This window comes from Aestuariibaculum sp. M13 (assembly GCF_024723255.1).
Classification (GTDB): domain Bacteria; phylum Bacteroidota; class Bacteroidia; order Flavobacteriales; family Flavobacteriaceae; genus Aestuariibaculum; species Aestuariibaculum lutulentum.
This window is the reverse complement of the sequence record NZ_JANIAC010000001.1, coordinates 786539-808852: the sequence shown is the minus strand read 5'-3', so window position 1 is coordinate 808852 and position 22314 is coordinate 786539. Positions and strand designations below refer to the sequence as shown.

The 22314-nt window shown below is 38.6% G+C and carries 10 protein-coding genes; all 10 read left to right on the top strand.

Annotated features, from left to right (window positions below):
* The first annotated feature begins 74 nt into the window (after positions 1-74).
* The gene (locus NO995_RS03605; protein WP_258226296.1) at positions 75-995 is read left to right on the top strand and encodes a glycoside hydrolase family 43 protein; all 921 of its coding nucleotides are present in this window, start codon (positions 75-77) and stop codon (positions 993-995) included.
* 55 nt (positions 996-1050) lie between these two features.
* Positions 1051-2901, top strand: coding sequence for an exo-alpha-sialidase (locus tag NO995_RS03600; RefSeq protein ID WP_258226295.1), 1851 nt, complete (start codon positions 1051-1053; stop codon positions 2899-2901).
* Between the two features lies 1 nt (position 2902).
* A complete protein-coding gene (locus NO995_RS03595) occupies positions 2903-5686 on the top strand; it encodes a glycoside hydrolase family 78 protein (RefSeq protein ID WP_258226294.1) in 2784 nt (927 codons plus the stop codon).
* Positions 5686-7110, top strand: coding sequence for an acetylxylan esterase (locus NO995_RS03590; protein ID WP_258226293.1), 1425 nt, complete (start codon positions 5686-5688; stop codon positions 7108-7110). The genes NO995_RS03595 and NO995_RS03590 overlap by 1 nt, the downstream gene beginning before the upstream one ends.
* Positions 7097-9556 (top strand): glycoside hydrolase family 95 protein, encoded by a 2460-nt coding sequence (locus NO995_RS03585; RefSeq protein ID WP_258226292.1) that lies wholly within the window; start codon positions 7097-7099, stop codon positions 9554-9556. The genes NO995_RS03590 and NO995_RS03585 overlap by 14 nt, the downstream gene beginning before the upstream one ends.
* Before the next feature lie 17 nt (positions 9557-9573).
* Entirely contained in the window at positions 9574-11136 is a 1563-nt protein-coding gene (locus NO995_RS03580; protein WP_258226291.1) for a glycosyl hydrolase family 65 protein, read from the top strand.
* Positions 11137-11232: 96 nt separating this feature from the next.
* Entirely contained in the window at positions 11233-14010 is a 2778-nt protein-coding gene (locus tag NO995_RS03575; RefSeq protein WP_258226290.1) for a glycoside hydrolase family 78 protein, read from the top strand.
* A gap of 40 nt (positions 14011-14050) precedes the next feature.
* Positions 14051-15979 carry an exo-alpha-sialidase gene (locus tag NO995_RS03570; protein WP_258226289.1) on the top strand — a complete coding sequence of 643 codons (1929 nt, stop codon included), beginning with the start codon at positions 14051-14053 and terminating at the stop codon, positions 15977-15979.
* Between the two features lie 8 nt (positions 15980-15987).
* Positions 15988-18705 carry a hypothetical protein gene (locus tag NO995_RS03565; protein WP_258226288.1) on the top strand — a complete coding sequence of 906 codons (2718 nt, stop codon included), beginning with the start codon at positions 15988-15990 and terminating at the stop codon, positions 18703-18705.
* Between the two features lie 72 nt (positions 18706-18777).
* A complete protein-coding gene (locus NO995_RS03560) occupies positions 18778-22287 on the top strand; it encodes a malectin domain-containing carbohydrate-binding protein (RefSeq protein ID WP_258226287.1) in 3510 nt (1169 codons plus the stop codon).
* Positions 22288-22314 lie beyond the last annotated feature (27 nt).

Sequence of the window (22314 nt, the reverse complement as noted above, 5' to 3'; positions counted from 1 at the left end):
GTCGAGTGGAGTCGAGAAATCTCATTCAGCTAAAATGACTTTTAAACCATGATGTAACCCACTAAAACTAAAAGATGCAAAAATTCCTGATAATACTGCTTTTAGCCACTGTATTTAACTGTGCGCCAAAAAAAGACATTTATCTGTTTACTTCGTTTAGAGAACCGGCAACCGAAGGTTTGTATTTAACCTACAGCGAAGATGGCTACCATTGGACAGACCTAAAAGGGCCTTACTTAAAACCGGAAGCAGGCGATAGTAAAATTATGCGCGATCCTTCTATTGTTCGTGGCAAAGATGATACGTATCACATGGTTTGGACCACCGACTGGAAAGGTGGTAATGGATTTGGTTACGCCAGTTCAAAAGATTTAATCCATTGGAGTGAGCAACAATACGTTCCGGTAATGAAACATGAACCAACAGTTGTGAATGTTTGGGCGCCTGAAATTTTTTATGACGATGAACAGGATCAGTATATCATTATCTGGGCATCGACCATTCCGTATCGTTTTGAGAAAGGAGTAGAGGCGGAAGATAACAATCACCGTATGTATTATGTAACCACTAAAGATTTCAAAACCTATTCAGATACGAAGTTGTTTTTAGATCCTGGTTTTAGTGTGATAGATTGTGTGATTGTGAAGAAAGGTAAAGATGATTATGCCTTAATCATTAAAGATAATACCAGACCAAGACGCGATATTGAAGTTGGTTTTGGAACCTCACCAATCGGACCATTTACAGACATTACGGAGCCATTTTCAGGACATTTATCAGAAGGGCCAACCGTTTTAAAATTAAAAAATGAGTGGTTGATTTATTACGATAATTACGGAGAGAAAAATTATAAAGCCGTAAAGACTTCAGATTTTAAAACCTTTGAAGATGTGTCATTAGAAATCAGCTTACCAGAAGGACACAAACACGGAACCATTACAACTATTTCTCAAAAAGTATTGAATGGTTTAATTGAAGAAAAGAATAAAAAATAAAAATTAGTGTCATGCTGAATAGATTTCAGCATCTCATAAAATAGAAAACAAACACATGAAGCGTAATATATTTTTAGCAGTGGCTTTGTTGATTGCAGGTGGGGCGGCAACCGTTTCGGCACAGCAAGACACCATACGTTATGTAGGGAAAACATTATCGAATGTTGATTATCATCATGGACAATTGCCTCTGGCTGTTGGCGTGCATGCCACGCAAATTATGCGTGCCAGCCGTGAGCACCCAGAGAAAGCCGATGGTTTTGGTTGGACCTATAATCACGCCACCAATATGGCATATTGGAATGGTAAGTTTTACTTAAATTATTTAAGTGACCCTGTGGGGGAGCATATTCCGCCAAGTCAAACCTTATTAATGCATTCTGAAGATGGCCACAACTGGAGTTTTCCTGAAGTCGTTTTTCCTATTTACAACATTCCTGATGGTTATACGAAGGAAGGTGTAGAAGGTGTGGCTAAAAATTTAACGGCGACCATGCACCAGCGCATGGGCTTTTTTACCTCGTCGGATAATCGCTTTTTTACTTTAGCGTTTTACGGCGTTTCTATGGATGAAAAAGATAGTCCGAACGACGGAAAAGGGATTGGTCGTGTGATTCGTGAAATTTACAAAGACGGTAGTTTAGGACCTGTTTATTTTATTCGTTATAACCACGGATGGAATGAATCGAATACTAACTTTCCATTCTATAAGAAGAGTAAAGACAGAGGCTTCAAAAAAGCTTGTGAAGAATTATTATCGCAACCATTACAAATGCAGCAATGGGTTGAAGAGGCCGATAGAGACGATCCTTTAATTCCGCTTCAAAAACAATACAAAGCCTTTAGCTATTATCATTTACCAAACGGAAATGTGGTTGGGCTTTGGAAACATGCTTTAACTTCAATGAGTAAAGACGAAGGAAAAACATGGGAATACATGCCTTTAAGAGCACCTGGTTTTGTTAATAGCAATGCTAAAATCTGGGGTCAAAAAACAACAGACGGACGATACGCAACCGTTTATAATCCTTCAGAATACCGTTGGCCATTAGCGGTTTCAACCAGTGATGATGGTTTAAATTATACCGATTTATTATTGGTTCACGGTGAAATTACACCAATGCGTTATGGTGGAAATTATAAGTCGTATGGTCCTCAGTATGTTCGCGGTATTACTGAAAATAACGGAACACCTGACGATGGTAAATTATGGGTGAGTTATAGTGTGAACAAAGAAGATATCTGGGTAGCTTCGGTTCCGGTACCTGTTAAAAGTTCTGTTGATAGCGATGTTAAAGACGTGTTTAACAATTTAGAAGACGGTAAAGAATTAGACCTTTGGAATGTGTATAATTTATCTTGGGCTTCAGCCGAAATTGAAAAAGCAAATAACCAAAAAACGTTAACCCTTCGTGACCACGATCCGTTTGATTATGCGCGTGTTGATCGTGTGATTCCGTTTGCGCAAAAAATGGAAGCCGAGTTTACGGTAACACCAGAACAAGACGATCACGGATTATTACAGGTTGAATTTCAGAATAAAACCGGATTGCCATCTATTCGTTTGGTATTCGATAACGACGGTATTTTAAAAACTAAAGCAGGATCACGTTTCAGAACGATTTCAGAATATGAAGCTGGAAAAACCTATACAGTTAAAGTGATTTTAGACACTACGTTGAGATCATATACGGTAAGTGTAAATGGAGGCAAAGAATCTCGCCAGATATTTTATGCGCCTGCCGATGGTATCGAACGCATCATGTTCCGTACTGGTGAGCAACGTCATTTTCCAAATCCGGACACACCAGCCGATAGAGAAGATTACGACGATTTACCAAATACCGGTTTACCAATTAAAGAAGCGGTATTTCATATACAATCATTAATTACTAAAAAGCAATAAATTGAAGGTATTAAAAGCTATAGTTTTATTTGTTTTGGTGTTTACAGCGTGTAAACCATCAAACAATGCATCCGTATTTTTGTCTGATTTAACCTGTGAAATGGCCGAAAATCCATTGGCGGTTGAATCGACTACACCACGTTTAAGCTGGCAGATTAAGGCTCCTGAATTACGCAATGTAACTCAACAGGCTTATCAGGTTTTAGTGGCGTCTTCTGAAGAAAATTTAAATAATAATGTCGCCGATATCTGGGATAGCGGAAAGGTAGATTCAGATCAAAGTCAGTTGGTAACTATAGCAAAAACCTTAAATACTGAAACGAAATACTATTGGAAAGTAAAGGTTTGGGCTAACAATAATAAGACAACCGATTGGAGTCCTATCGCATTTTTTAGAACTGTGCCTGAAGCTTCAAGATTAAATCCAACATGGATTGGTGCGGTTACAAAGGCTGATAGCCATTTGCCGGAAGGTAGACATTATCATACCGCTATAATTAAAAAATCTAGACGCGATAGCATCATTAGCGCGTCCGATTCTTTAGCGCGTAAAAGTATCATGCTTCGCAAGCCTTTCAATGTTGATAAAGCTATTAAAGAGGCTGTGGTTTACGTATCTGGACTTGGTCATTACGAGTTAAGTATCAACGGCAAAAAAATTGGTAATAGTGAGTTTGCGCCATTATGGACAGATTACGATAAAACCGTAAATTATAATACATACGAAATTCCTTTAGAGTCGTTAAATAAAGGCGAAAATGTTGTAGGGGTTTTATTAGGAAACGGAATGTACAATACAGTACAAGGACGCTATACCAAGTTTTTTGTGAGTTTTGGTCCTCCGACTTTATTCTTTAAAATGAAGCTGACTTTTGAAGATGGTTCTGAAAGCATTGTAAGTTCAGATGAAACATGGAAATATAGTCTAAGCCCGATTACTTATAACGGTATGTTTGGTGGCGAAGATTACGATGCAAATTTAGAGCAGGACGGATGGAACACGCCAAACTTCGATGCTTCTAACTGGAATCCGGTTGTTATTCAGGAAGCACCAAAAGGCGCATTAAAAGCACAGATTGCGCCGCCTATTACTGTTCAAAAACAATACGACGTTAAAGAATTTAATGAAGTTGCTCCAAACACCTATGTGTTTAACATGGGGCAAAACTTGTCTGGTTTTCCAACCATTTCTGTAAAAGGAAAACAGGGGCAAACCGTTCGTGTTTGGGTTGGTGAAGGTTTAAAGGAAGATGGCACTATAAGTCAGGGACGTTCAGGAAAGCCTTATTATTATGATTATACGCTGAAGGGTGAAGGGACTGAAACCTGGCAGCCTAAGTTTAGTTATTACGGGTATCAGTATATTCAAATTGAAAATATCAATTACAAAGAAACCAGAGTGGATAGTTTACCTACTTTGGTCGATTTAAAATCGAATTTTATTTATAATTCGGCAGGGGAAATTGGTTCGTTCGAAAGTTCAAACGAGATTTTCAATAAAGCACACGAATTGATTAACAATGCTATAAAAAGTAATTTTCAGGCGGTATTAACCGATTGTCCACACCGTGAAAAATTAGGTTGGTTGGAAGAGGCGCACCTTAACGGACCGGGATTAATGTTTAATTACAATATGAAAGCCTATTTCCCAACCATCATGCGAAATATTGAAGATGCACAACGTGATAATGGGTTAATTCCAACTATCGCACCGGAATATGTGGTGTTTGGTGGCGATTTTACCGATTCACCGGAATGGGGTGTGTCTGGTGTGATTTTACCATGGATGTATTACGAATATTATGGCGACGATTCCTTAATTCGTGAGTACTACGACGTGATGAAAAAGTACGTCGATTACCTAACAAGTACATCCGATAATTACATTGTGTCTCATGGTTTAGGAGATTGGTACGATTATGGCGAGCATGCTGCCGGTTACTCTAAAAACAGCCCGATAGCACTTTCGGCGACAAGCCACTATTACTATGCGGCGTACTTGTTTGCAAAAGCAGCTAAGCATTTGAATAAAACTGAGGACATTGCTAAATATGAAGCCTTAACTCAGGATATCAAAACGGCTTACAACAATGAATTTTTCAATGCAGAAACCAAACAATACGGCACGGGGAGTCAGTTTAGTAATGCCGTTTCTGTGTTTATGGATATTGTAGATCCACAGTATAAACAATCGGTGATGGATAATTTATTGGCTGATATCAAAAACAGAGGCTACCGCTTAACTACCGGTGATGTTGGTAACCGCTATTTATTTGAAGCTTTGGCGAGAAATGGTGAAAATGAAACCATGTACCAAATGAATAACCACTATGATACTCCTGGTTATGGATTCCAGATAAAATTCGGATTAACGACATTAACCGAGCAATGGGATCCAAGAAAAGGGAATTCATGGAACCATTTTATGATGGGACAAATTGAAGAATGGTTTTATACCAGTTTAGCTGGAATTACACCAGATATGGAGCATCCTGGATTTAAACATTTCTTTATTGAGCCAGAAATTGTAGGTGATATGACCTTTGTAAAGGCAAGTTACGAGTCACTTTACGGAACGATTATTTCAGAATGGCAGGTGTCAGATGATTCGATTACTTTTAAAGTAGAAGTACCTGCAAATACCACTGCAACCATTACATTACCGGTTGATTTGTCAATGCACATTCAAGTGAACGGAAAGGATTTTGAAAAGTCGAATGTAGAGCACAACAGACCAACTTATTTAGTCGGTTCTGGGGTGTATAATATAGTTTGCAAAAAATAATGATGAAATTAAAAAACATAGCGTTTGTTCTGTTTTTTGTAGCATGTTTCATGTTGCCGAAAGGGCATGCGCAAACTTCTGATACGAATTTTAAACAAGCTTTAACCGAAACAGTAAAAACCATTCAATCGGTATTTCATATTGATATTATAGATAACGACGGATTGTTAAAAGATAAAGAACTTGATTATGGCCAATGGAAAATTGATGCCACCAATCTTGAAGTGACTTTCGCCAATGTGTTGAGTCCGTTTAATCTTTCCGCTGTAAAGCAAAGCAACGGTACGTATAAAATAAAGAAGTTTCAATATCATAAGTTAACCGAAGAAAAAGGGGCAGAGCGTCTTCAGTATTTAGAATCTTTAAGTCCTGATTTAGAATCTTGGGAAGCACGTAAAGCCGAATTAAAAACTTGCATGTTTTCAGCTTTCGGATTGGATAAAGCACCAGCCATGCCTGATTCTAAACCCGTTTTAACAAAAAAAAGAAAGTATAAAGGTTACACGGTTGAAAACATTGGTTTAGAAATATTACCGGGTGTTTATGCTACCGGATCGATTTACAAGCCAAATCCTATGCCAAAAAAGGCAGCTGTAGTTTTGTCGCCTAACGGACATTTTGGTGATGGTCGTTTCCGCGAAAGCGAGCAAATTCGTTGTGCCCTGTTGGCAAAAATGGGTGCCATTGTAGTGAATTACGATTTGTTTGCCTGGGATGAATCGCAGTTGCAATTCGATTCAAAATATCATAGAAACAGTATCGCCTCAACCGTTCAGGTGCTAACAGGTATGCGCTTGTTAGATTATGTGTCTACTTTAAAACAAGCCGATATGTCTCGCGTAGGTGTTACCGGAGGTTCGGGTGGCGGATCGCAAACGGTATTTTTAGCGGCGCTTGACGATAGAATTACAGTGTCGGTTCCTGTGGTTATGGTATCGTCTTACCATTCTGGTGGTTGTCCTTGTGAAAGTGGTCGTGGTATTCATTTATGCGGTAACGGAACCAATAATGTGGAAATCGCAGCCATGGCTGCACCAAAACCGCAATTAATAGTTTCCGATGGTGGAGACTGGACGAATCATACACCGGAATTGGAGTATCCTTTTGTTCAACGTATTTATGAATTTTACGGGAAAAACCATTTGGTTGAAAATGCACATTTTCCAAAAGAAGGGCATAATTACAAGGAGTCAAAACGTATGGCGATGTATCCGTTTATGGCGAAACATTTGAAATTGAATTTGAAAAAAGTATCCGATAAAAACGGAGACATTGATGAATCAACGGTAACTGTTGAGCCTTATGAAAACCTTTATGTGTTTGGAAATAACCCTGAAAACTTACCAAAAAACGCCATAAAAGATATTGAAGCATTGTATGAATTGTTTGGAGAAAAAAATGAAAGAGTTTATGAATCGAAATAACATAATATTAAAAAGTCTTGTGTTGGTTTTCCTTTTTGGAATGCTAAAAGTGTCGGCACAAAATAAATTGAAACTTTGGTACGATAAGCCAGCCGAAATCTGGAACGAAGCTTTGCCATTAGGGAATGGCCGTTTAGGTGCCATGGTTTTTGGAGACCCTGCGGTGGAGCGTTTACAGTTAAACGAAGAGACCATTTGGGCAGGTTCGCCAAACAGTAATGCACACGAAAAAGCGTTGGTGGCTTTGCCAAAAGTACGTCAGTTAATTTTTGAAGGGCGCTATAAAGAAGCTCAGGATTTAGCAACATCCGATATCCGATCGCAAACCAATAACGGGATGCCGTATCAGACTTTCGGAAGTGTGTATGTATCATTTCCGGGCCATCAGAATTATACCAATTATTACCGCGATTTAAATATTGAAAACGCCACAGCCAAAGTGAAATATACGGTAGATGGTGTTGAGTATACGCGTGAAATTTTAACCGCTTTTCAAGATGATGTTATTGCGGTAAAGTTAACGGCAAACAAACCGGGTATGATTACCTTCAACACGTTTATGAACAGCCCGTTCGATAAAACCTTAACAACGACTGAAGATAATCAAATCACTTTAGCCGGAGAAACAAGTACGGTTGAAGGCACCAGAGGAAAAGTGAAGTTTCAGGGGCGCATGACTGCCAAGCATGATGGCGGACAGGTTTCAGTTAAAAATGGTATCATTAGCGTTGAAAAGGCTAATGAAGTAACGCTTTACATTTCTATCGCGACCAATTTTGTAAACTACAAAGATATTTCAGCCGATTATATTGCGAAAAGCAAAGAGTTTTTAGATAAAGCCATCACTAAAGATTTTCAAACCATAAAAGATGCACATGTAAAATACTACCAGAAGTTTTTTAATCGTGTGTCTTTAGATTTAGGAAAAAGTCATGTTGATAACGACCCGACTGAAATCAGGATTAAGAAATTCGACAGTCAGTTCGATCCGGAATTGGCGGCGTTATATTTTCAATTTGGACGTTATTTGTTAATATCATGTTCACAACCGGGAGGACAACCGGCGAACTTACAAGGCATTTGGAACGATATGTTATTTCCGCCATGGGAAAGTAAATACACCATGAATATTAATGCCGAAATGAATTACTGGCCTTCGGAATTAACGAACCTTTCGGAAATGCACGAGCCGTTTATTCAGCTGGCAAGAGAAGTTGCCGAAACTGGTAAAGAAACCGCAAAAATCATGTACAACGCTAACGGTTGGGTATTGCATCACAACACCGATATCTGGCGTATAACAGGACCAATCGATATGGCGGCATCAGGTATGTGGCCAACAGGTGGTGCCTGGTTATGTCAGGATTTATGGGAGCGCTATCTGTACACGGGAGACACCGAATATTTAAAGGAGATTTTCCCGATTATGAAAGGCGCAGCGCAGTTCTTTTTAGATTTCATGATTACCGATCCGAATTCTGGATATTTAGTGGTTGTGCCATCAAATTCTCCTGAAAACACACATGCTGGTGAAGATGGAAAATCGACTATTACTGGAGGAACAACTATGGATAATCAGTTAATTTTCGATTTGTTTACAAATATTATGCGTGCCACCGATATTCTTTCAGAAGATAAAGGGTTTGCCAAAGAACTTCAAATTGCTTTAGATAAAATGGCACCGATGCAAATTGGGCAACACGGGCAATTACAGGAATGGTTAATCGATTGGGACGACCCGGAAGATAATCACCGTCACGTATCACATTTATACGGATTATTTCCAAGTAATCAAATTTCACCAATTAGAACACCAGAATTATTTCAGGCGGCTAAAACCTCATTAGAGTTCAGAGGCGACGAATCTACAGGTTGGTCTATGGGTTGGAAAGTGAATTTATGGGCGCGTTTGTTAGATGGCGACCATGCCTACAAGTTATTACAAGATCAGTTACACTTAGTAACACCTGAACAAAGAAAAGGGGGAGGAACCTATCCGAATATGTTAGATGCACACCAACCATTCCAGATTGATGGAAACTTTGGGTGTACCGCTGGTATTGCCGAAATGTTAATGCAAAGTCACGAAGGCGCTATTCAGTTATTACCTGCCTTGCCTTCCGTTTGGAAAGAGGGGGTTATTAAAGGTTTAAAAACCAGAGGTGGTTACGAATTGGATATGAGCTGGAAAAACAACAAAGTATCCAAATTGAAAATTACAGCATCAAAAGATGGTAATTGCCGATTACGATTAGAGTCGCCTTTACGTGGAGCGGGCTTAAGCAAAGCGAAAGGAGAAAATAACAATCCATTCTTTTATGAAGTAATGGTTAAAGAACCGATTGTTAATAATTCGGCAAAACTGGAAAAGTTAAAACTTCCGAAATATTACGAATACGATGTACCGATGAAAGCCGGGGAAACCTATACGTTTTTCGGTAAATAAAATATAGACAGATGAACATGAACAAGATAAAATCTTTATTACTGGTATTACCTGTTTTAATCGCAGGTTGTAAATCTTCAGAGCCGGTTTCAGAAGTAAAAACTACGGAGTCAAAAACGGTGTTACAGGCTGATGATTTTAAACATTACGCTGATTATTTCAACCGAATGGAAAAAGAAAACATTGCCAAGGCTGTGCCAAATGATAGTTCTTGGTCGTGGATGAAAACCAACATTCCGTTGTTTGAATGTCCGCAGGATAACTTTCAAGAAATGTACTATTTCCGTTGGTGGAGTTTGCGTAAACACATCACCGATACACCGGTAGGTTATGCTATTACTGAGTTTTTGGTAGACCGTTCGTATGCTGATAAATACAATTTAATAGCCTGCGCCCTAGGGCATCATATTTATGAATTCCGTTGGGCTCACGATCCGAAATATATCGAGCAGAATGTGCATGTTTGGTATAGAGGAAATGAGGGTAAACCCATGGGGAAACTGCATAAATTTAGTAGCTGGACGGCCGATGCTTTGTACAATATGTATTTGGTAAATAAAGATGAAAATTATCTTTTAGACATGTTCCCTGATATGGTTTCCGATTATGCCGCCTGGGAGAATGAACGCCAAAATCCTAACGGTTTGTTTTGGCAGCACGATGTTAAAGATGGTATGGAAGAATCGTTAAGTGGGGGGCGTCGAGTGCAAAATATGCGTCCAACCATTAACAGTTATATGTATGCTAATGCTAAGGCCTTATCAACTATGGCAAGAATGAAAGGCGACAGCGAAAAATCGGTGTATTTCGATAAAAAAGCGAAGACTTTAAAAGGTTTGGTTGAAACCAAATTATGGAATACAGATCATGAATTTTTCGAAACTTTAACCGAAAAAGACACCTCTTCACAAGTTCGTGAAGCTATCGGGTTTATTCCTTGGTATTTCAATTTACCATCAGAAAATAAAGGTTTTGAAGTGGCTTGGGAACAGGTTAAAGACGAAGGAGGTTTTTTAGCACCTTATGGATTAACAACTGCCGAACGCAGACATCCGCGATTCAGAACACATGGTACAGGAACCTGTGAGTGGGATGGTGCAGTTTGGCCATTTGCCTCAGCACAAACCTTAACAGCTATGGCCAATCTTTTAAACAATTACAACCAGGAAGTTGTTGGTAAAGGCGATTATTTCAACCAAATGAATTTATATGTGGAGTCGCAATACCACAGAGGGCGTCCTTATATCGGTGAGTATTTAGATGAAGTAACCGGATACTGGCTTATGGGAGACCGCGAGCGTAGTTACTACTACAACCATTCAACATTTAACGATTTAATGATTACCGGTTTGGTTGGTTTACGTCCGCGTGCCGATGAAAAAATTGAAGTAAATCCGTTAATTCCGCAAGATAAATGGGATTGGTTTTGTTTAGATAACGTGTTATATCACGGTGATATTATTACCATCCTTTGGGATAAAACCGGAGAAAAATACCATAAAGGTCAAGGACTAAGAGTATTTAGAAACGGAAAAGAAGTGGCATCTTCAAGTAAGTTGGAGAAGGTGATTTCTGAATAAATCCAACATTTGTTAACCTGAACTGTCACCCTGAGCGGAGTCGAAGGGTATTTCAGGTTCACATTAGCAAAGAACTAATTATTATATCTGAAAGAAATGCAAATTCTAAAAAAGATAGAATCAAATAGAATTCAAAAAGCGATTTCATTGGCATTCGCCTTTTTAATTTCATTGTCGGCTTTGGCTCAAAATGAAATTAAGTTAACAAACCTTCAATGCGAAATGTTAACAAATCCGTTAGGGATTGATGTGGTACAACCTCGATTAAGCTGGCAATTAGATACCGGTGCATCTCAGGTTGAACAAATGGCATATCATATTTTGGTGGCATCTTCACCTGAAAAATTGACGAATAATGAAGGCGATTTATGGGATAGCGGCAAGGTGAACAGTGATGCTTCTGTTAATGTCGTGTATACAGGGAAAACATTAGACAGTAAAGACGAAGCCTATTGGAAAGTAAAAGTCTGGACCAATAAAGGGGTAAGTAACTGGAGTGAAACAGCATTGTGGAGCATGGGAATTTTAACCTATGCCGAATGGAAATCAACACGATGGATAGGCTACAACCAATTATTTCCAGGAGATAGCGTAAGTCAGTTTGCAAAATTGTCAGCTCGATATGTTAGAAAGCCCATCAACTTAAAAAGCAAGGTTAAAAATGCCAAGGTTTACATTATGGGAATGGGTTTATATGAGTTCTACATTAATGGTGAAAAAATTGGTGATCAAGTGTTGGCACCGGTGCCTACCGATTATACTCAAAATGTAAAATATAATGTATTCGATGTAACGTCTCAGTTACAGGAAGGCGATAATGTGTTAGGAACCATTTTAGGAAACGGACGCTTTTTTGCGATGCGTCAGGAATACAAACCATATAAAATTAAAAGTTTTGGTTTTCCAAAAATGGCATTGCAGTTAGATGTGGAATATGAAGACGGTAGCAAAGAAACCATTAAAACCGATGAAAGCTGGAAGTTTACACCATACGGACCAATTAGAAGCAATAATGAATATGATGGTGAAGTGTATGATGCGCGAAAGGAAATACCAAACTGGAACAAAGTTGGGTTTGATGATAGCGATTGGCTAAACATGACGTGGGTTCAAGAACCTGGCGGATTCTTCGAAGCACAAATGACACCCAACATGAAAATCATGGATGCCGTAAAACCGGTTTCTATTTCAGCAACTAACAGAGGAACTTATATTCTGGATATGGGACAGAATATGGTGGGCTGGTTACAAATAAAAGTGAAAGGTAATCGTGGCGATAAAATCACAATGAAATTCGCCGAATCACTGCAAGATGATGGTTCGCTTTACATTGCCAATTTACGTGATGCCCGAACTACTGATGAATACATTTTAAAAGGGGACGGCGAAGAAGTATGGGAACCAACATTTGTGTTTCACGGGTTTAGATTTGTTGAGCTTACCGGTTTCAAATCGAAACCATCGTTAGATCAGTTTTTAGGAAAAGTGGTTTACGATAACATGGAAACTACGGGAACGTTCGAGTGTTCTAACGAAACCATGAATCAGATTTTTAAAAATGCGTTTTGGGGCATTAGCGGAAATTACAAAGGCATGCCTATCGATTGTCCGCAACGTAACGAACGCCAGCCATGGTTGGGCGATCGTACAACAGGAGCTTATGGCGAGAGTTTTATTTTCGACAATCAAACGCTTTATGCAAAATGGCTGGACGATATAAAATATTCACAAACTCTAGATGGCGGTATTCCCGATGTTGCACCAGCGTTCTGGCGTTATTACGGCGATGGCGTTACCTGGCAGGGGGCATATATGAAAGTAGCCGATATGTTATACACACAGTTTGGCGACGAAAAAGTGATAAAAGATCATTATCCATATATGAAAAAATGGTTGTTGTATATGGAAGCCAATTACCTTAAGGATGATTTAATGACCAAAGATAAATACGGCGATTGGTGTGTGCCACCGGAATCTTTGGAAATTATCCGTTCCAGCGATCCAACGCGTTTAACCGATGGCGAATTGTTGTCGAGTGCGTTTTATTATCACTTGCTTCAAATCATGAAAAAGTTCGCGAAAATTGAAGGTAACAGTGATGCCGATATACCATATTACGACGCTTTAGCCGAACGTATTAAAAAAGTATTCAATGCGAAGTATTTCAACAGAGAAAATTATAGCTATGCCAACAATACGGTAACCGCAAATGTGTTGCCTTTAGCTTTTAATATGGTTCCTGATAATCTTCAACAGAAGGTGTTTGAAAATATGGTACACCAGATTGAAGTGGTTAAAGAAGGTCATATTAGTACCGGGGTTGTAGGAACGCAGTTTTTAATGCGAACCTTAACCAATTTCGGTCGTGGCGATTTAGCCTTTAAACTGGCATCGAATAAAACCTACCCAAGCTGGGGCTACATGGTTGAAAACGGCGCAACTACCATTTGGGAATTGTGGAATGGTAATACAGCCGACCCAAAAATGAATTCTCAAAACCACGTGATGCTCTTGGGGGATTTAATGATTTGGTATTACGAAAACATGGCAGGCATTAAGAGCAATCCTGAAAAGCCTGGGTTTAAAGAAATCATCATGAAACCCGATTTTAAAGCTGGGTTAAGTTATGTAAACGCATCTTATAAGTCGATTCACGGAGAGATTAAAAGTCACTGGAAATTAAACAGAAATAAGCTTTATTGGGAATTAACTGTTCCAGTAAACACGTCAGCTAAAGTTTATATTCCAACCACCGATGCTTCAAAAGTAAATTTAGATGGAAAAGAGCTGAATTCAAAAGTTTATAAAACCGAAAATAATTATGTGGTTTTAACGCTAGAATCAGGAACTTATACCATTTCAGCGAAGCTATAAATAAGAGAAAACCAATTGAATAATAGATAAAAGAGATAAAATGAAAAAGTTTCAAATAGCTATGATGCTTTTAGGAAGCATTTTTTTAGGAAGTTGTAAACAACCTGTTGAAAAGAAAATAGCTTTAGAAGATAAAACCTGGCGTGAAGGTATTGTTGTCGATGAGTTTATTTACGATAAAGCACCATACCTGTCTGCACATGCTGCAACTATTGTTGAAAATACCAATGGAGAATTGGTCGCATCTTGGTTTGGCGGAACACACGAACGCAACCCCGATGTTTGTATTTATGTGAGCAAACGCAAAAACGGAAAGTGGACAGAAGGTGTTGAGGTAGCAAACGGCATACAAAACGATACCTTACGTTACCCAACGTGGAACCCGGTATTATATCAAATCCCTGATGGCGATTTAATGTTATTTTACAAAATCGGGCCGCATCCATCAACGTGGTGGGGTATGTTAAAACGTTCATCAGATGGTGGTGAAACTTGGTCTGAAGCCGAAAAATTGCCGGAAGGTTTTTTAGGGCCAATTAAAAACAAACCAGAATTATTAGATAACGGTAACTTGTTATTGCCGTCTAGTATTGAAGGCGACAGTGGTTGGCATTTACGAATGGAATCAACATCAGATTTCGGAAAAACATGGAATATGCAGGATACCTTGCCAAAAGGTCCAAATGATATTAACGCTATTCAGCCAAGTATTTTATTTCATGACAATGGAAAATTACAGCAAATAGGAAGAACGAAAAACAGTCATTTGTTTACAACTTGGTCTGAAGATAACGGTCAAACCTGGTCGCCTTTAGAGTTGTTAAATATGCCAAATAACAATTCAGGGACCGATGCGGTTACTATGAAAAATGGTGAGCACGCATTAATTTATAACCATGTTTGGCCAAATAAAGACATGTTTAAAAGTTATAGAAGTCCTTTAAATATTGCCATTTCTAAAGATGGTGTAAACTGGGACGCGGCATTGGTTTTAGAAGATTCTAAAATCAGTCAGTATTCGTATCCTTCAATTATTGAGGGATCCGATGGTATGTTACATTGTGTATATACGTGGAGACGTCAAAAAATTAAATATGTAAAAATCGATCCGTCAAAGTTGGTAACTTTTCCAATTGTTGATGGTGTTTGGCCGGGTCCAACAAAGGAGCGTTACGAAATTGCCGTTTGCGATTGGATGATTTTAAAACGTCAGAAATTAGGCGAATTCGAACGTGCTAAAGAAATTGGTGCTGATGCCGTTGAAATGGATATGGGCGGTTTAGGAGACCGTGAAACTTTTGATAGCAAATTTGTTAATGGCGATACAGCAAGCGTAAGGGTTTGGAATGAAAAAATGGCTGAAACTGGTGTACGTATCAGTTCTATTGCCATGTCTGGATTCTACGGGCAATCGTTTGCCGAGCGTCCAACTTATAAAAAAATGGTGACAGATTGTATTGAAGTGATGAAAACCTTCGATGTACAAGTGGCTTATTTACCGTTAGGAACGAAATGCGATTTGGTAAAATATCCGGAATTGCGTCCAGCTATTGTCGAGCGTTTACGTTGGGCAGGTGAGCAGGTCGATAAAATTAACGGGATTATTGCTGTTGAAACATCGTTATCAGCCGAAGAAGAAAAGAAATTGTTAGAAGAAATTGGTAACAGAAACATTAAAATTGCCTTCAATTTCGCTAATGCCATTAAAAACGGACGGGATATTTCAAAGGAATTAAAAACGCTTGGTCGCGATAATATTGGAGAAATTCATGCTTCGAATACCGATGGGCACTGGATTGAAAACGACTCGGCAATCGATCTTCCGAAGATAAAAGAAACGCTTGATAACATGCATTGGAAAGGTTGGTTAATTGTAGAGCGTTCTCGCGATACTACCGATGTTCATAACGTGGTGAAAAACTACGGAGCGAATGTCGCATACCTTAAAAAAGTGTTTCAGGGTGAATAAAAAATAAGATGAAGTATTTAAGTTTATGTTTTCTTTTTCTGGTAGTATCCTGTGCTAAAACCAAGCATGTGGTTATTGTGGGCGATTTGGATTCGCCAAGATTGGCTTACGCTATGGATAAGCTTTCAGGCGTATTACTGGAGAATAATTACCACGTAACCATTTCCGATAGATTACCCGAAAATAGTACAGATAGAACCATTATTATTGGTGAAAAAGGAAGTGAAAACTGGAACTTAAATACTTCAGATTTAAATATAGATGATTCAGGTCTTACAGAAAAAGAAGGTTTTCAAATCACGTCTTTTGGGCAGGTAACCTATATTGAAGGTACGGATGCTTCAGGTGTTTTATACGGCACTTTGGATTTGGTAGATCGAATTTCAGAAACCAAAGTATTACCAGATAGTATTAATAAAAAAGATGCTCCGGAAATGGTGTTGCGAGGTACCGTAATTGGCATTCAAAAACCAGAATATTTACCGGGAAGAACAGTTTACGAATACCCCTATACACCAGAAAATTTCCCTTGGTTTTACGATAAAGACCTTTGGATTGAGTATCTGGACATGATGGTCGATAACCGTTTTAATTCACTTTATCTGTGGAATGGCCATCCGTTTGCGTCGTTAGTCAAGTTAGACGATTATCCGTTTGCGGTTGAGGTTAGTGACGAAGATTTTAAAAAGAACGAGGAGATTTTCAAATTCGTTACCGAAGAAGCCAATAAGCGTGGCATTTGGGTCATTCAAATGTTTTATAATGTTCTGGTATCAAAACCATTTGCTGAACATTACGGAATAAAAACTCAGGAACGTTCTCGACCTATCACTCCGCTTTTAGCCGATTATACCAGAAAATCGATTGCGGCTTTTATTGAAAAATACCCGAACGTTGGTTTGTTAACCACTTTAGGTGAAGCTATGAATATTATAGATGACGATGTGGAATGGTTTACTAAAGTGATTATTCCCGGAGTTCAGGACGGTTTACAGGCCATTGGCGAAACTAACGAGCCACCCATCATTCTTCGTGGTCACGATACCGACGCGCCTTTAGTGATGAAAAAAGCCTTACCGTTGTATAAGAACCTGTACACTATGAATAAATACAACGGCGAATCGTTAACCACTTACGAACCACGAGGTCCATGGGCAGAAACACACAGAAAGTTAAGCGAAGCGGGGTCAACGCATATTTCTAACGTACATATTTTAGCAAATTTGGAACCTTTTAGATATGGCTCGCCAGACTTTATTCAGAAAAGTGTAAAAGCCATGCGCAATGTTCATGGCGCTAATGCGCTGCACTTATTTCCGCAGACCTCGTATTGGGATTGGCCGTATGCCCCTGATAATACTGAACCGCGTTTACTGGAAATGGAACGCGACTGGATTTGGTATAAAGCCTGGGCGCGCTATGCCTGGAATAGTCAACGTGATAGAACCGAAGAAATCGGTTTTTGGCAAGATCAGTTAAGTCATAAATATGGTGTAGGTTCAGGAGCAGGGATTTTGAAGGCTTACGAAGAAGTTGGCGAAATTGCTCCTAAAACCTTACGCCGATTTGGAATTACCGAAGGTAACCGACAAACCTTATTATTGGGCATGTTCGCAAGTCAGTTAGTAAATCCATATAAATATCGTGTGTATCCTGGATTTTACGAATCTTGTGGTCCCGAAGGTGAAATTCTTCTGGAATATGCTAAAAAGGAATGGGAAGGCGAACCTCATATTGGAGAAACACCGCTTCAAATCATCAACGAGATTGTTAATCACGGTAAAGCGGCGGTTGAGGCTATTGATGCTGCAACACCTCATGTTACTAAAGATGTTACGGAGTTCAACCGTTTAAAAAATGATATGTATTGCTACAACTTGTTTGCAAATTTCTTTTCCGAAAAGGTAAAAGCAGCCCTGTTGATATTGCGTTATAGTTATTCCAATACTATTGAAGATTTAGACCAGGCCTTGCCACATTTAGAAAAAAGTGTTGCTTATTATCAGGAGTTGGTCAACCGAACAAAAGATACATATTTATACGCTAATAGCATGCAAACCGAGCTACGCCGAATTCCTATTAGAGGTAACGATGGCAAAAATAAAACATGGGAAGAGTTGTTGCCACATTTTCAAAAAGAGCTCGAGGTATTTAAGCATAATATTGAAATGTTGAAACCAGATAATGGTGGAGAAATTATAAAAACGTTCAAGACGTTAGAGCCGGTTAAAGTTGATATTCTAAATGAAGACGCTACCAGTTTTTTATTAAAAAAAGGACAAAAAGTTTATACCGATAATGAAGCTGAAATTGATGAGGTTGCTAGAGAATTAAGACATCTGTCGGGTGTACAATTTTCAGATAAAGACCAACAGGAAAACGGCAGCGTTTTACATTTTAAAACGGACAAAGCTGTTAAAATTTTGGTGGGGTATTTCAGTACCAACAGTTTTACTGTTTTGGCACCGCCAACTTTAGAAACCAATGCGCAAGCTAACAACCGGGGTCAAGCCGATATTAAAATAGCCAATGCCATGTTGGTTTCAGGTTTGTATCCGGTAAATATTTATAGTTATCGTTATGACCCTGGTGAACATAAATTGAAGTTGGGAAAAGGGCGTGTATTAATTTTAGGATTTATCGATGGAAACGAAAAAATCGTAATTCACGATGCAGGCATTACCAATAAGGAAGAAGGTAAAGCCATAGATTGGTTATTTTATTAACAAGACATGTCTTGTCATCCTGAACTTGTTTCAGAGTCTCTAAATTTAGAATTTTATTAGAATCATTGTTTGATGAAAAAGTTACAATACATAGTTTTAGCAAGCATTTTAATGTTTATATCATGTGGAAAAGATGTGAAGGTTGATGCTATTCGAAAAGAAATCAGTTTAAATGACAATTGGTACACGATTCATTTAGATAGTTTGAATCAGTCGGAAGCCGATTTTGTTAAAAACATAAATATTAACGACAATTGGAAAGCTGTTTCTGTGCCGCACAACTGGGATCAGTATTATGGTTTTCGTCGTATGAAACATGGTAATTTACACGGCACTGCCTGGTATCATAGGACTTTAAAATTGAACGCAGAAGACCAAGGCAAGCAACACTTTTTGTTTTTTGAAGGTGTCGGTTCTTATGGGACCGTTTGGGTAAATGGCAAAGAAGTGGGCGCTCACAAAGGCGGAAGAACCACATTTACTTTAGATATTACCGATGTGGTTGATTTTAATACTGAAAACAACATTGTAGTGAAAGCGGCACATCCGGCATTTATCGCCGATTTACCTTGGGTATGCGGTGGTTGTTCTGGTGAATGGGGATTCTCGGAAGGCTCTCAGCCTATGGGAATCTTTAGACCGGTATCTTTAGTTGTTACCGATAAATTACGTATTGAACCTTTCGGAGTTCATGTGTGGAATGATGCATCAACTAATAAAGAAAACGCGCTGCTTCATACCACTACTGAGGTTAAAAATTATAGCGATTCAGCAAAGAAAATCACTGTTGAAAATATATTGTTAGATACTAACGGAAAACAGGTTGTTTCAGTGAAAACTGATGTTGAAAATGTTTCCGGTTTAAAGGAAATCAAACAAATATTACCGGAATTTTCAAATCCTAAATTATGGTCGCCTGAAGATCCGTATTTGTATCAACTGGTAACTAAAGTTTACGAAAATGGCGATTTAAAAGATGCATTAACCACACCTTATGGAATTCGTTGGGTAAGTTGGCCAATTAATCGTGAAGGTGAAGATAATCGCTTCTTTTTAAATGATGAACCAATTTTTATTAACGGTACTTGTGAATACGAGCACCTTATTGGCAGAAGTCATTCGTTTTCAGATAAAGATGTAAAAGCCAGAATTGGTCAAATTAAATCCGCTGGTTATAATGCCTTCCGTGAAGGTCACCAGCCACATAATTTAAGATATCAGCAGCATTTAGACGAAGATGGTATTTTATTCTGGAGTCAATTTTCAGCGCATATCTGGTATGATACCCCTGAGTTTAAAGCCAATTTTAAAACCTTATTGAAGGAATGGATTAAAGAACGTCGAAACAATCCGTCGGTTGTTATGTGGGGCTTACAAAACGAAAGCACCATTCCGAAGGATTTTGCAGTAGAATGTACGCAAATAATCCGGGAATTAGACCCAACTGCAACGCAGCGTTTAGTAACGACCTGTAACGGAGGGGAAGGTAGTGACTGGAACGTTATTCAAAACTGGTCGGGAACCTACGGCGGCGATCCTTATAATTACGGCGAAGAAATGACCGAACATTTACTAAACGGTGAATATGGCGCATGGCGTTCGGCCGATTTACATACTGAAGGGGAATTCGACCAAAAAGGAGAGCTTAGCGAAAATCGTTTTTCACAATTAATGGAAATTAAGGTTGCTGAAGCCGAATCGGTAAGCGATAAAATCGTAGGGCAATACCATTGGTTATTATATTCTCACGAAAACCCGGGGCGTTCGCAAAATGGCGAAGGTTACCGCGACATTGATAAAGTAGGGCCGGTAAATTACAAAGGTATTTTCACGATATGGGGTGAACCTTTAGATGCATTTTATATGTACCGCGCCAATTATGTGTCGAATAAAAAAGAACCGATGGTGTACATTGTGTCTCATTCGTGGCCGACCCGTTGGAATGATGCCGGAACGAAAAATGGTATCGATATTTATTCCAATTGTGATGAAGTTGAATTGTTTAACGATGTTAATGAAGCATCATTAGGAAAATTGAAAAATCCGGGATTAGGTAAACATTTTCAGTTTAATAATGTCGATGTGAAATATAATGTACTTTACGCGATTGGTTATGTTGATGGAAAACCTGTAGCTAAAGATTATATCGTATTGAATAATTTACCAGAAGCACCACATTTTGATGCCTTGGTGAGCGAAACAAACGATATTTTAAAACCAGCCGAAGGTTTTAATTACTTATATCGCGTGAATAGCGGTGGGTCAGATTATATCGATACTTTCGGAAATACCTGGCTAGCCGATGTGCATAAAACTAATGAAAATTCATGGGGCTCGTTATCATGGACCGATACTTTTGAAAACCTTCCGGCGTATTATGCGAGTCAGCGTACCACTTACGACCCTATAGCAGGAACGCAAGACTGGAAGTTGTTTCAGGATTTTAGATACGGTTCCGATAAGTTACAATACGAATTTCCTGTTCCAGATGGTGATTATCAGGTAGAATTGTATTTTAATGAGGCTTGGTACGGTACTGGAGGCGGTATGGATTGCGAAGATTGGCGTGTTTTTGATATCGCAATTAACAATAATATTGTTGAAAAGAATTTAGATATCTGGAAAACTGTTGGTCATGATGCGGCTTTGAAAAAAGTATATTCAGCAAAAAGTGACAATGGAAAATTAATCATTTTATTCCCGAATGTCGCTTCCGGTGAGGCGGTAATTTCGGCAATTGCTATTGCTTCAAAAGACTATAATGTAAATCCGGCAAACCCTTCCGATAAGAATATTTTAAATCTTTCAACGAATGCCGAAGTGATAGTATCAACCTGGTTAAATATCACCGATAAACAGTTTGTAAATTCAAAGATTAGTTTTACCAAATTGCCTTCCGAAGTTTATGGGGCCGATTATTTAAAATTCCCGATTTCAGAAGCAAATAAAACCGTTTCAGGACATTTTACCTTGAAGACCGATGCCACGATTTACGCGTTTGTAAATTCAGAAATAAAACAATTAGAAGGCTATGAAGCGATGGAAGAATCTGCTGAAAATAGTTTAAATCAAACTTTCATCGTTTATAAGCGAGTAGCTAAGAAAGGTGAAAATATAGCCTTTAGTTCCGAAGAAGGAATAGCAACCATAGCCGTTGTGCCAACTTACTCCATGGAAGAGAAAGACGACCGAGTAATTGTAAAGCTGGAAGCCGAAAGCGATGCTCAAACTACAGGGTCGGGCGTTAAAAAAGCCTTCTTTAAGAAAAGTGATTATGTAGAGTTTACCGAAAACACAAAAAACAGTATTACTTTTACAGTCACGCCGGGCGTTGCCAATATTTATTTGATGCGTTTCAGGTATATGAATATGACCGACGGACCATTAAAAGTGCGGTTAAAAATTGAAGATGCTAACGGTATTTTATTGCGAAATGACGATATCGAATTTCCTGTTAGAAACGATAAGTGGAAGGTTTTAAACACCACATCGGGCGGGTATATTAATGCTGGAACCTATAAAATTCAGTTAGAATCAGACAATATGAAAGGACTTCGAATTGAATCCTTCGAATTTCAATAAAAGCGATTATTAATTACGAGTATAGAT

Coding starts and splice junctions, on each gene's coding strand:
- NO995_RS03575 (WP_258226290.1), top strand. CDS start 11,233: ATGCAAATTCTAAAAAAGATAGAATCAAATAGAATTCAAAAAGCGATT.
- NO995_RS03560 (WP_258226287.1), top strand. CDS start 18,778: ATGAAAAAGTTACAATACATAGTTTTAGCAAGCATTTTAATGTTTATA.
- NO995_RS03565 (WP_258226288.1), top strand. CDS start 15,988: ATGAAGTATTTAAGTTTATGTTTTCTTTTTCTGGTAGTATCCTGTGCT.
- NO995_RS03585 (WP_258226292.1), top strand. CDS start 7,097: ATGAATCGAAATAACATAATATTAAAAAGTCTTGTGTTGGTTTTCCTT.
- NO995_RS03605 (WP_258226296.1), top strand. CDS start 75: ATGCAAAAATTCCTGATAATACTGCTTTTAGCCACTGTATTTAACTGT.
- NO995_RS03570 (WP_258226289.1), top strand. CDS start 14,051: ATGAAAAAGTTTCAAATAGCTATGATGCTTTTAGGAAGCATTTTTTTA.
- NO995_RS03580 (WP_258226291.1), top strand. CDS start 9,574: ATGAACAAGATAAAATCTTTATTACTGGTATTACCTGTTTTAATCGCA.
- NO995_RS03590 (WP_258226293.1), top strand. CDS start 5,686: ATGATGAAATTAAAAAACATAGCGTTTGTTCTGTTTTTTGTAGCATGT.
- NO995_RS03600 (WP_258226295.1), top strand. CDS start 1,051: ATGAAGCGTAATATATTTTTAGCAGTGGCTTTGTTGATTGCAGGTGGG.